At 55.4% G+C, this 13,120-nt stretch carries 8 protein-coding genes; 4 read left to right on the top strand and 4 right to left on the bottom strand.

Translation table 11 applies throughout. The features are described 5' to 3' along the window. Positions 1-6: 6 nt before the first annotated feature. The 3 genes from ACSAMW_RS17555 to ACSAMW_RS17545 form a co-directional block, all read right to left on the bottom strand. The gene (locus ACSAMW_RS17555; RefSeq protein ID WP_500591382.1) at positions 7-1,350 is read right to left on the bottom strand and encodes an McrC family protein; all 1,344 of its coding nucleotides are present in this window, start codon (positions 1,348-1,350) and stop codon (positions 7-9) included. Beyond that, positions 1,347-3,650: a DUF8426 domain-containing protein gene (locus ACSAMW_RS17550; protein WP_500591381.1), complete on the bottom strand. Its 2,304-nt coding sequence runs from the start codon at positions 3,648-3,650 to the stop codon at positions 1,347-1,349. The genes ACSAMW_RS17555 and ACSAMW_RS17550 overlap by 4 nt, the downstream gene beginning before the upstream one ends. Positions 3,651-3,744: 94 nt before the next feature. Next, a complete protein-coding gene (locus tag ACSAMW_RS17545; RefSeq protein WP_500591380.1) occupies positions 3,745-8,868 on the bottom strand; it encodes a RecQ family ATP-dependent DNA helicase in 5,124 nt (1,707 codons plus the stop codon). Positions 8,869-9,633: 765 nt separating this feature from the next. Here ACSAMW_RS17545 and ACSAMW_RS17540 point away from each other — a divergent pair. Next, entirely contained in the window at positions 9,634-9,843 is a 210-nt protein-coding gene (locus tag ACSAMW_RS17540) for a DUF6124 family protein (protein ID WP_500591379.1), read from the top strand. Positions 9,844-9,950: 107 nt separating this feature from the next. Here ACSAMW_RS17540 and ACSAMW_RS17535 read toward each other — a convergent pair whose 3' ends face one another. Continuing rightward, positions 9,951-10,247 carry a YrhB domain-containing protein gene (locus ACSAMW_RS17535; protein WP_500591378.1) on the bottom strand — a complete coding sequence of 99 codons (297 nt, stop codon included), beginning with the start codon at positions 10,245-10,247 and terminating at the stop codon, positions 9,951-9,953. A 154-nt stretch (positions 10,248-10,401) separates the two neighbouring features. Here ACSAMW_RS17535 and ACSAMW_RS17530 point away from each other — a divergent pair, with 154 nt between their 5' ends. From ACSAMW_RS17530 to ACSAMW_RS17520, 3 genes are all read left to right on the top strand, one after another. Further along, on the top strand, positions 10,402-10,641 hold the full coding sequence (locus tag ACSAMW_RS17530; protein WP_168085616.1) for a hypothetical protein: 240 nt from the start codon (positions 10,402-10,404) through the stop codon (positions 10,639-10,641). An 89-nt stretch (positions 10,642-10,730) separates the two neighbouring features. Further along, positions 10,731-11,840, top strand: coding sequence for an L-dopachrome tautomerase-related protein (locus ACSAMW_RS17525; RefSeq protein WP_500591377.1), 1,110 nt, complete (start codon positions 10,731-10,733; stop codon positions 11,838-11,840). 202 nt (positions 11,841-12,042) lie between these two features. Next, positions 12,043-12,936: a bestrophin family protein gene (locus tag ACSAMW_RS17520; protein WP_500591376.1), complete on the top strand. Its 894-nt coding sequence runs from the start codon at positions 12,043-12,045 to the stop codon at positions 12,934-12,936. Positions 12,937-13,120 lie beyond the last annotated feature (184 nt).

The following is a 13,120-nucleotide window of genomic DNA, read 5'->3' as shown; positions in this document are numbered from 1 at the left end:
GCGCAGTCACATCCGTGCATCCTTTGTGGGCGAAGCGTCTTCAAATCCCATACCGCCCCACGCCATATCGCTCCTCCTGAACACTACACCCGCCAAATCCGCACCCATCAACCCTTCTTCCTCCAAATCAAACGGCAAAACCCACAGCCGCATTCCGCCCCCATAATCAAACACCGGCAATGCCCGCTGAAGCCCCGCCCAACGTGGATAAATCAGCACCAGCATCGGCATACCGTCACCTTTGCGATACTTATGCCCATACGCAAACAGTTGGTAGAAATCACTTTGGCTAAGGTCATAACCCTGCTTCAAGCCACGTTGCTCAATGCGTTTCCATTTCGTGTCCAGCACCCAACGGTGCTGGGGGGTATCAACCAGCATGTCCGGCTTCAGGCGGAACATCCCTTGCCCTCTATGACTACACAGATCCGCCGTGGCGGCTTGCCTTGTCAGCTTGGCACCCGGCGCTAAGTGTTTGCTAAGCCACTGCTCCACATAACGCTCAAACAGCCGCTCCATCGGGAACAGCATGCTTATGCCTCGCCTAGCCCCTTTAACCGCAATCGGCATTTGCTGGTTCAGGATCAGTTCGCACCAGGGTTTGACGGCTTGATAATGCGCCATCAGGCGGTCATTGCTCCAAAGGCGCAAGTCCTGTGTCGTGTCTTGGGTGGCAGGTATCTCGCCCAGCAATATGCGTAGCTCATTGGCAAGGCGCCAATTGGTAGGTTCTTTAGTAGCTTTACAAACTTGCTCCAGCGCAAATTTCAGCAAGCGGTTTTCTGGTCGGTTGGGAAGGTACACATCATGGCGAACCTGGAAGTGATGCTGTCGCCCTGGAGGCTGGCGAAGCTGGGCTACCACATTGAGCTGACCGCGCAGGTAACGCTGCTGCTCCTCAACGCGCTTATAGTCGAAGCGGATGCCACGTTTCACCAATACATCCAGCTCGCTTAGGAACTGCGCCATCACCCATTCGGTAAGCGGAGCCTTGAATACCTCTAGCGACGTGACCGATACCTGCCTTGGTTTTAACGACAGTGCCGCCTGAATCAGCTTGCACAGTAGCGCTCGGCTTTTCAGCAAGCAGTCATCTTGCTCAAAATGCTTGGGCAGTATCTCCAGCCGGGTACCACACGAGGTTTCGATCACGCCTACATAGCTGTCCCACTTCAGCGACCGTCTACCCTCCACCTGCAGCAACCTAGCGCCAGCCTTGTTAAAGCTCGCGCTTAATTCACACAGCCAGTCGAAGGCGGTTTCCGAGATATGCGCGCAATCCAGATTCCCCGCCGGCACAACCGCCGTGGTGAGTTTGGCGTATTCCCGGACAACCACATGGGTGCTCAAACCCCTTGCTCCTCGAAAGCGATCTCATTCGTAGCAGTGGCATTACTGGCGATCACACCGGCGTAAGCTGTCGGCCGGCTGAACGCTGACCTGTTGATACGCCATACCTGGGCTTGATCCTGTTCCGGCACATCTTTGCCAAACAGGGCCGTATGATCTTGTTTTTCGCGTACGATGAAGCGGTCTTCACGCGGCTTGCGGTGGTCATTTAATACCCACCGAATGCGCTCCCAGTCTTCGAAGAAGTACTCCTGCAACAGCGGCAGCACTTGATTGCGGAAAATGATCTCTAAGTGCGCCAGGCTACCGCTGTTCACCAACGGCATGAAGTACGCATGCCCCAGGCAGTGCTCACGGTCCATCAGAACCTCGATGCGCTGGTTCATTACCCTCAACAGTTCGCCAATCCGTACGCCTTCCACGGTTATGCCATCAAGTAACTTTGGTTCAGGCAACATTTCCCTGAACACAAAGCGGCGACGTAGCGCGATGTCCAACCCAGCCAACGAACGGTCTGCGGTATTCATGGTACCAATGAGGTACACGCACCTAGGCACGCTGAATGGTTTTTTTGAATACGGGAGTTGCACGCTCAGCGCCTCATCTGCACCTTCGCGCTTGGAGGGTTCGATCAGGGTGATCAGCTCTCCGAAAATACGCGACACATTGCCGCGGTTGATCTCATCGATAATGAGCACGTAGGGCAAATCTGTAGGCGTAGATAAGGCCGAAGGCTCGACAGGCTTTACGCCTTCATGCTGCAGGTACGTGAGCAAGTCCGCCCAACTGAAGCGGTTCATGGCATAAACCGTTTTCAATGTGAACTGCCGGCCGTCGTTGATGGGCAAGATGGAGAGATTGATGTTCTGATACAGCCAACGCACTGACCTTACGTGTTGATAGTTTGAGTTCAACCCCGCAGGTACTTTTGGCTCGAAACGGTACTCACTCGTGACCACCCCGATGGAGCCGATTGTGTCGGCCGACTGGATGCACAACACGATATCTCCGACGGCCATTTGCTCGGAAAAATAATGGAGCGTGCCTTTATCTCCCTTTCCTAAACCTTGGTAAAACGCGTTGGCCTCGTAGTCTTCGCGCAGGTCCCCGCTTTGGCCCCACCCAATGCGTGCTTCACCGTGCGTCAAGCAGTAGCTTTTGCTGGGTGACATGCCTGAACCGTCGATTGAGACCTTCCAGATCGCGGCGTTTGGGCGAATGCCCAGGTCTGCGACCGGCTGCGTCTTTGCGTCATCACATATACGCTTGAACACCCCCGCTTCAATGGGGTAGCGCAACTGCCCCGTTTCACTATCGGAGTCCGCGCGAATGACTTCAACGAAATCCTCATAACTGAAGCTTTGGTGGAAGGTCACAAAGCGCACGCGGCCATCGGAGGCAAAGCGTTCAAATTCAGCTTTCAATCGCTGGCGGGTTTCAGGAGAGTTATCTTTGTTTTGGGCCAGAAACTCAGGCGCGAGAATTGCCAAGGCCTGGTTGATAGTGGCGTAGGTTTTGCCAGTACCGGGTGGGCCAAACAGGATTTGGTTAAGCGGTGGCTGGGTGGCTGGCAAGTCGATCACGGCGTCTGGTCCTTCCTGTTCAGTTTGGCCATAGTCCCTAGGTACTAAGCCTCTACCATTGAGCGGTAATGTCTTACCCTCAAGCACCTGCTCGACTGTGCTCAGCCAGGCTTCCATGTCTGCTTGAGTCGGGCAGCGTTGGGCAGTGATTTCCCACCTTTTCCCCTGCGCTTCTATCAATGCATGGTGGTCAGCTAGGTCGCGAACTGAACACCCTATTTCACCGCCGTACCAATACAGCATAAAGGCAGGCTTTCCCTTGAGGCTGCCTTGCTCACGCACGCCAATTCGGATCTCCACTGGCGTGGTATTGACTGTCCAATGGTCCGCCTGAAGGTATCGGTGTTTAAAGCATTTCAATAACGTCCAGGCCCAAGCTTGATCCTCAGGCGTGCCCTTGCTCATCAGCTGTAATACACGTTCATCGGCATACTTGGGGATTGCCCCGTATTTGAGCTGCCGTTGGTACTCAAGCCACTGCCTCAGCCCGTTCTGCACGTTGTAGCTATTGCTCTCGCCAAGCGCCGCGAATTGCCCGCCGGGGCCGTACTGCTTGAACAGGGCCTCTAGCTCTTCAACATCAGTTATCAGCAGCACGTCACGGCCAAGGTGCCTGCTGACGGTATTGATGCCGGAGCGATAGCTGTTGGCCGTATTAGGTGATTTACCGGTATCGACTAACCAGGCCTTGAACAGGTTTCCTTGCAGATCACTCACAGGCGCACCCCGGTATTTTTTGAGCGTAAAGCATATAAATTTAGTTTGGGCAAATTCAAAGAGAAATAGAGTCAGCCCGATTTACCTACCCCCGTTACCCTCGACCTCTTGGCACAACCACCTCCCATCGATCACACTTATTCAAATCCCTATATTGCGCCTCACTATCCTCGGCAAACCGTACCGTGATGGCCGCGACTTCGTATTGATCGAAACCAATCTTTGGCTGGAATGACTTGGCTGTTCGCCCGACCACGTTGCCTTGCTTATCGAGCAGTCGATAGCAGGTCCCTTCCTTTTTCAATGTCAGCGGATCGCCCTCGCGCAGGCCCTCAATCGCTTTATGTATCTGGGCATGCGGTGGTTGACGACCGGCATAACCAATGTCGATCTCCTTCAGCGTAAGTTGCTGAAAGCGCGCCTCCAGCTCGGGAAGATGTCTGCCCTGGAAAACGTATTGCTGAACGTCTGTCATTAGGCTGCGGCTGAATGGATTGTCATCAGTGAACTCGCACAGTGTCAGGGTTTGTTCAGCTCGCGTCATACCCACGTAGTACAACCGCCGCTCATCGGCCAGGGTATTAGCCTGGGCATTCCAGCCGCCATCTAGTAAGGCAACGTGGCGGAACTCTAGCCCTTTGGCCGAATGTACGGTGCCTAGATAAAGCCCATCCTTTGGCTGCTGACGTAATTCTCGGGCGTAGTCGTACAGCCAGTCTATTAAGGCCCCTCTACCCAGTTGGCAGTCGCCCAGCTCGCCTCGCATTTGCTCAAAGGCGATTTGGAAAAAACTCATCCACTCACAGTCTGCTAACTGATTGCTACCCGACAAACGCTCCCATGCATCAGCTGCGCACGAAGCGCTTTCTGTTTCTCGTAGATGGTCTATTACAGCCACAAAGCCGCGCTGCCGAGTGATGGGTAACGTCGTTTCCTTATCTGCTGCCAAGAAATAAGGAATATTGCGTTGCTCGCACCAGGCCTGGATCGGCCATAGAAACCGATGAGTACGTGCCAGAACTGCACAGCCGTTCCAACTTCTCTGTTCAAGCGCAAGCAACCGCTCCAACTCTGCCATGGCCGCCTGAGCCTGTAGATTGCCACGCTCACTGTCACTTGGGTCGATCAGTAATCGTAGTACTCGACCCTTGCGCTGCTTGTCCTGTTCCTCCCATGCTCCCCCTGCAGGCTGCTCCTGCCGAGCTCTGTCGATTCGGATGGGATTAGCCTCTTTCAGGCGGGCTGGATTCTGGCCAATCAGCTGGTTAGCCGCCTCGATGATGCTTAGGGAAGAACGATAGTTGTCGATCAAAAAGCTAATCGACGCTTCATAGTCCTCACGAAAGCGCTCGATATAACGGTTATTGGTTTCACGCCAGGCATAGATATTCTGGTCATCGTCACCTACCGCCATAATGCATAGCCGACCGTCTTCTTCGGCATGCCGTCCAGCCAGCGCACTGACTAAACGGTATTGCACATCGTCGATATCTTGGTATTCGTCAACCAAGATGTAACGGTATCCGCGCAGTAGCTGTTCACGGAGGTCGTCCTCGCCCTCGACATTGCGCTTACCCTCCAGCAACTCGACGGCGCCGCTTAATACCTGCTTGAGCGCTTGCTCGTCGACCGTCATACCTCGCTCGAACCGGGTGCCGGTCAAGCGCATAGCCATGCTGTGATAGGTCAGAACACTGACACCGTAGGCGTCGGCTCCGACCAAAGCCAACAGCCGTTTGCGGATCTCGTTCGCAGCATGACGGTTGAAGGTCAGCGCCACGATGCTGGTTGCTGGCACTCGCCGCACCCGCAATAGGTAAGCGATGCGGTGTACGATCACACGCGTCTTACCAGAGCCCGGCCCAGCAAGTACTAGCCGGTTGATGTCATCATCGTCGGCGACGATCAGCTTTTGGGTGGTACTCAACGACTCAATGATCGACTTCCATGAATCCTCGCTGGTTGCCAGCTTAAGTACGTCCTCACGCCCATTAAAATGCCGCTTGATAAACGCCTGTTTGGAGTTGGTGAAGTAATCCAAAACCAAGCGCAACGCTTCGGCCATTTCCTTCAGCGCTACCTCTGCATACTCACGCATCACATGGACCTGGATGCGCTTTTCGCGGTAGTGCTCATCGAGTCGTAAGTAGTCTTCCTTGAGGAAGGTCTTGCGCTTGTCTTCCTTCTTAACCTCTACGGTCATAGCCCGGCGCATGACCGTCATGCCATGGTTAAGGGTCAAAATGTCCTGTCGATGCAGATAGAGCAGAACATGCTCAACGGCTTTGCGTCGCTGATTTGGCGCAATGAGATGAGGCAGTTCAATATCACACTCCAATGCCTTAACCAGCTCGCCGAAACTCGTCTCAACCAGCAGATCCTTATTGCGCGAGCCAGGTGGGAGCTTACCGATCAAAAACTCCATTAATACGCCGGCCAGGGCGCGGCGCTTTTCACCAAAACGTTCGATCTGTCGCCAGGAGTGGCCACCCTTGATGCGCAACTTTAGGTAATCGCGATTGAATTGCCTGAGCTCGAAGCTACTACGCTGCTGGCTATTGGCATCGTGATCGTCGGCCAAACTGCGTAACAAGCGCAGCACCTGGAGTGGCAGGAGATTCTCTTGCTTGGTAGCGGCCTTGAGCTCAGCGGCCAGTGCTGGAAGGTTCAGATCTTGCCAGCCTCCCTGCTCGGCATCTGGTGCTTGCTCTGGTAAGCACTTCAACAATGCTCTCTCCAAAGCCAAAGAGTTTTGTAGCCGTTGGTTGGAAGCCCCGGTCACACCATGGCGCACATACAAAGTGATCTGCGAGTCATTAACTAACAGCCCCATCTCCTCTAACTGCTTGAGTGCGCTAGCAACCTCTTCTGACTCCAAGCTGGTCAGTTGCATCAATTGGTCGGTGTTCACCCGTTCATCGGCATTGGCGCTATAAAGAAATCGCAGAATGGCCCTGAATTCTTCCAGTCGGCGTTGCGGCAGCTTGGCTTTGAGTAAGCGTTTCTCAGCCTCCTCCTCATTGACATCCAGCCGTGCCGGGAAAATCTGCGTATGGTTCTCTTCACGTTTGAGATAATCACCCCGCTCTAGCCAGGCAACCGCTGTAACGACTTTGGTTTCGGCATCACGTTCGTCCGCGGAAAAGCTGGTTTCAACCTCATCGTCTAACAGGATTTCGCCTGCTGTGATAACTAGCTTGCCACCCTTGCGTCGATTGCTCTCGCTACGCAACTTACGCAGGATTTGCTGGATGTCGCGAATGCTAAGCTTCGAGCGCTCACTCATGCCGAACTGAGTTTCGATGTCTTGCGGGTCATATAACAGCACACAGCGCGCATCATTCTGATCACGCCCTGCCCTACCAGCCTCCTGCAAATAGTTCTCAAGCGAACCCGGTATGTCAGCATGTACGACAAGACGGATATCAGCCTTGTCCACGCCCATCCCGAAAGCGTTGGTGGCAACGATGATTCTCAAATGGCCAGCTTTGAAATCGTCTTGAATATCCGTCTTGGCGTTGGGCTCAAGACCGGCGTGGAAATGTTTGCAAGGCCAGCCTTGGCCAATCAGAAAATCGGACAGGTCTTCAGCATTCTTGCGGCTCGAAACAAAAACGACTGCACCGCCCTCTTTTGCGTTCAAGTGCTCATGCAATAGCCCATCCGTGCGCGACCACTTCTCTGCTTTGATGCAGGGCAGGACGTCAAAATGCAGATTGGTTCGTTCGTGGCCCCCTGGGAATACTTTAAATTCAATACCCAGGCTTTCCCTGAAGTGGCTCTGGATATCCGCAAGCACATCGGGTTTGGCTGTTGCGGTAAAGCAACCGATCTGGGCCAACTCTTGACCACCCGTGTATTCACGAATGACACGGGACACATAAAGGTAATCTGGCCGAAAATCGCTACCCCATTTCGACAGGCAGTGCGCTTCATCGAAAATCCAAGCACCGATCTGGCGCTGGAGGATCGCTCGCCGGAAAGCCTTATTGCGGAATTGCTCAGGCGATACCAGCAAAATGCCGACATCACCCATCTGGATTTTCTCCAGTATCTCGGCACGCTCCGGCATGGTCAGTAGGCCATTCAGCGCTGCGGCGCACTGGACGTTGCGCTCCAGCAGTCCGTCAACTTGATCCTTCATAAGCGACTGCAACGGCGAAACGATGATAGTAAGGCTGCCGTTCCGGTGGAAACGGTTCAAGGCCGGCAGTTGATAACATAGCGACTTACCCCCGCCGGTCGCTAGAATGGCCAGTACATGTTGGCCACGCATGCCGGCCAGCACAATGTCGTGTTGAAGGCTCTCCCCAGGCCGCTCGTAGCGGAAGTCAGGGAAGCCGAAATAACGCTGCAGCTCATGGCGTGGGTCATGAGTCGTCTGGCAGTACTGGCAATCCTCGCGCTCGCAAGGCACATCACGCAGCTCGGCGATTAGTCGCCTAACCTCTGGGAACTGATGACGAACCCAAGGCGCTAGGACCGAATTACCGCCAGAGACCCGAAGCCAGGCCAGTGCGTACGCCAAAGGCCAATGCTGATCCTCCAGGTTTAAATCCTTCTCTAGGAGTTGTTCAAGCCTTGCGCGGCATACCTTCAAGTTCCGCGGTTGCGAAGGGTCTGTTTCCTGAAGCAATTGTGGAAGCCGCGCTCGGAGTTCAGATAGAGATACCGAAGGCTGCCCAGTCAAAGACGCGAAGAAGGCTCCCAGATCGCCTTTCATGTTCGGCGCCAGCAACGCTTGATAGCAGAGAAGCTCCGCCTGGCTGGTCTCGTTCAACTGCGTGAAAGCCTGGCGCTGGTCCTGAAAAAGAACGAGTGTCGAACGACAATCGGACAGCGGCGAGTTAAGGCTATCGCGGATAAGCTTGTAATCCTTAACCAGCCGGTGATAAGGGTTTTGAGGAAATGCCAGCGGCGACAGGCGCAGCGTGTCGATCACAGGTAGCGTATGCAAAGCCATACCGGGCAGGTGTTCATGCAGGATAGGCAGATCATGGTCGATGATGTTGTGTCCTAGCACGAAACTCGCCCCTTCGGACAATGCGTCCAACTGCTGCAATGCCGAAGATGGGTTTCCGGAAACCTTTAGTTCTAGCTCCGCTCCCGAGTCAGGTCGAAAAGCGCCTACCATCAAGATCTGGGTAAGTTGATTGTTCTTGGGTGGCACCACCTCAAGATCGAATATCAGGCCTTGGGGTGGAGGAAGTGGAGGCATAAAACGGGCATTCCCTGCTCAATGATTACGACAAAAAGTGCAGCCTGCGTGAGGAGTGCTCAAAAAGCAGGTATAGGCGCTGAGGATTACACTGCTATCGAAAATGATAATTGCGCGAAGATTTTCGATCCGTGCTGTGAAGAGTGTCGCGGGGGCATGCATCTATCCAGAACTTGGTCATCACAATCAATTGGAAGCATAGGCTTGAAGACTGGCGCTTGATAAAAGCAGTGTTTGAACTTGCTGGAGGCCTGCTGAACATTGAGTTGGGCACCTATGACACGCTGGCCGGGTGGATGTACTACCCACCGTAGAAATGCCTGGCAATCGATATGGTCCTTAGCCAATAAAAGGCCAGCAGACACTTCAATTGTTAGGCAACTGCTGGCAATTTGCCCGAAAACGGATCCCAAAGCAAACACCACAGCACTTTTGGCCGCTTTCTGCGAAGGCGGGTCTGCTACAAGCCCCAGTACCCTGATGTATTTATCCTATTGCCCCTAACCCCACCCCCCGCTACCCTTACCCCCGCCGCTGCACCTCAGCGGTCGGGCGTAGGAACCCGGAACAAAACTAGGCGCGCACGTGCCCACCGTATCAACCGCAAGCGGTCACCCGCCTCTGCGTTCGTTATGGCAGCTGTGCGCGGGCACGCTCGCGCGTGGCCGGTTGCCTAGAGTTCCGGTATTCCTACCCCGCGTACAGTTGCCACCCAAAGCCCGTAGGAAGGCCCGTGGCAGCGTCACCAACTCTGGGAGCCCCATCATGCACAACACAATCTCCACCCCCACCCTCGAACAACTCCTCAACGACACGGACGAGCTGCTTCGCTGCGCAAAAGCCACTGCCTACGAAACCGCCGATCATCAGCAAGGCGCTCCTCGAGACCATGCCTTCGCCGTCGTGCACCTGATCGACATGGCCCGAATCAAGCTGGACGCAGCCTTGCACGTACAGCATTCAGCCTCAGCCTAAAGCTTCCACCTGCCAAGCCCCGGTTGGGCAGCACTGTCCTGCCCAACCATCGCCCAGCGCTGGGCGAGCATCTCATAGCGGTCTGTCATGACTGCCCTTCTGGCCTGTTACTCCGCAGATCCCTTTGGTAGAGGCGCCGACCTAAGAGTCATGTAGCGCTCTAAATAGCTCTCAAGCGGCTCAGCAGTACCCACCTCAACCAGCTCCCCGGTATTCCGATCAATTAGAAATGGGCCATTTCCTGCCAACTGGTCCGAGGGATCTCCTGTTCTCAAAAACTCCGCTGACTGGAAGCAAAAAAACCATCCGCCAGCAAACTCCCCTTCTTCCGTTATCTGTAAGGGTATCTCTGAGTCATCGAGATATTCTTGCGCTTTTTTCAGTGCATCTTGGTACGTAAACATTCCTGGGTCCTCCATGATCGCAACGTATCAAAAACCTGAAGATTTGCAGGCTTCCCTACTAGGTTACCCATTCCAAGGCAGCCCCCAAACCCGCCCCATCAAACGCCCCATTCCACTGTCCAACCCCGTACATTCCTTTACCTCAGAGCCCCACATGTCCCTCACTGACCAACTCGACACCCTCCGCATCCCTAAGGACCTGCGCACGCCCATCGAGCGGCTGATGCGGGCCTTGGACGAAGCTGCTGACAAGGCCGAGGTCAACCGCGAGGCCGAGATCCAGATCGAATTCGTGCAGGCCCAGGTGGCCGCCAAGAAACTCCGCGGCCCGCAAGTGGAAGCCATGTACATCCTGTTCGACGACGCGGTGCAGGCGCGGCTGGAAGCGTTATAACCCCCCAGCCCCTACGAAAATAGGAACCAAGCCAGGGCGCGCAGGCTCCACCAATCAACAGACTTTTCCTGCATGTTCTTGGAGCCTTTATGATTCGACGCGCCAACTTTGCCCCTACTGCCCTTTTTGCCCTGATGTCTGGCCTGGCCTTCGCCCAAGGCGCCGTGGCGGACCCAAGCTACAGCCTGAAGAAGGTGGCCAGTTTCGATCACCAGGTCACGGGTGTTACGGCCAGTGAAACCGGCCGCATGTTCGTCAACTTCCCGCGCTGGACCGAAGACTCGGCAGTGTCCGTGGCGGAGCTGATGCCCAACGGTGACCTTAAAAGCTTCCCGGATGCCAACTGGAACGCCTGGCGTAATGCCAAGGCGGACAGCATGAGCGCGGGCGACCATTGGGTGTGTGTGCAGTCCGTAGTGGCGGACAAGAAAGGCAGCCTGTGGGTAATCGACGCAGGCGCGCCGGCCCAGGCGCAAGTAGTAGCCGGTGCACCAAAGCTGGTGAAGATCGACCTGGCCACCAATGCCGTGGCCAAGGTGTACCCCTTTGGGTTGGACGTGGCGCCCCAGGGCAGCTACCTGAATGACGTGCGCCTTAGCCCCGACGGTAAGTTCGCCTACATCACGGACTCAGGCACCAGCGGCGCGATCGTGGTGGTGAACCTGGAGACCGGCAAGGCTCGCCGCGCCCTGGACGGTGCGCCGAGTACCCAGTTCGAGAAAGGCGTGATGGTGAAGGCGGACGGCAAGCCGCTCATGCGGCCAGACGGGCGCGGTGTGCAGTTCTCCGCAGACGGCATCGCGCTGTCGCCAGCGGGCGACACCCTGTACTGGCAGGCGGTGAAGGGTAATACCTTGTACAGCGTGCCTACCAGCGCGTTGCAGACGGCCACCCTGGCGGACCTGCCAGGCAAGGTGCAGAAGGTGGGCGAGAATGGCCCGGCTGATGGCCTGTTGATGGACGCCAAGGGCACGCTGTACATCAGCTCGGTGGAAGACCATTCCATCAAGGTGCGCAATGGCAGTGACGTGAAGGTGCTGCTGCAGGACAAGGACATGCGCTGGCCAGACACCTTTACCCAAGGGCCAGACGGTACGGTGTACGTGACGGACTCGCGCATTCCGGACATGAGTTTCTTTGACCCTAAGCAGAAGCCTGCGTTGGAAACCACGCTGTACAAGATTGTTGAGAAGAAGTAACCGTATGAGGTCTGCTTGCGCCTGGCGATGACGGGCGCAAGCGGAGCTTGGCGCCTACAGCTCCCGTTAAACCCTCCTGATACACAAGAAATCGCTGAATCGATTTACGTCTTGTAATTATTCCTCTGCCCTTACCCGGACCTTTCTCTGCCCTTGAGCGTCGGAGCTAGGCACGTTTTTACGTTTGTTGTGAGGTGCTGATTTGAAAGACGCTATCGCCAAGAAGTACCGATTGATTATCAAAACCATGGGCTATGTGGGCTGGGCGTTGTTCTGGCTGTTGCTCTGGGACGTGGCCGTTACCGTGGACTTTATGCTGTTCCTGGACAGCAAGCTTAATTTGCCGCTGATGCCGCTGACCCTGTTGGGTTCGGCATTGATTGTGTTGATCAGCTTTCGTAACAGCAGCGCATATAACCGCTGGTGGGAGGCGCGTACCTTGTGGGGCGCCATGGTGAACAACTCGCGCAGTTTTGCCCGCCAGGTGTTGACCTTCCTGGATGACCCGCAGGGTGAGGCCAACCCTATAAAGGCCAAGCTGCTGCGGCGGCATGTGGCCTACGTGAACTGCCTGGCGGCCCACTTGCAAGGCCAGAAGTGCCCAGAGGAAGTGCGGGCATTTATCCCGGCGGATGAGTTTGCGCGCAGTGGCGCCACCAATAACTTTGCCAATGACATTCTCAATGGTTCGGCGGCGTTGCTGGCACAAGAATACAAGGCCGGGCGCCTGGACAGCATTCGCCTGTCGCGGATCGAGTCCACGTTGGTGGAGTTGTCCAACAGCCAGGGCGGTATGGAGCGAATTGCCAATACGCCATTGCCTTACCCGTACGTGTACTTCCCGCGGCTGTTCATTTCGCTGTTTTGTGTGATTGTGCCGGTGGGGCTGGTGGAGTCGCTGGGCTGGTTTACGCCGGCGGCGTCGACGGTGGTGGGCTTTATGCTGCTGGCCATCGAGCGGATTGGTACCGATTTGCAAAGCCCGTTCAAATCCAGCGAGCACCAGATTCAGATGGAGAAGATTTGCGAGACCATCGAGAAGAATTTGGAATCCATGCAGCGGGATGCACTGGGTGGGGATCGGATTGGGGGATAGTTGAGGGGTGGGGCGTACTACTGTAGGAGCGGCCATAGGCCGCGAACTTGGGCGTCACTGGGCGCTAAGTTCGCGGGCTCTGCCCGCTCCTACAGGGTATGCAAGCAATCTTTGAGCGTACTGCTGTAGGAGCGGCCAAGGGCCGCGAATTTGGGCGTTACCGGTGGTCAAGTTCGCGGCCTAT

This window comes from Pseudomonas sp. AB39(2026) (assembly GCF_059831485.1).
Note: the sequence above shows the minus strand (reverse complement) of the source record. Positions and strands in the feature narration are given on the sequence as shown.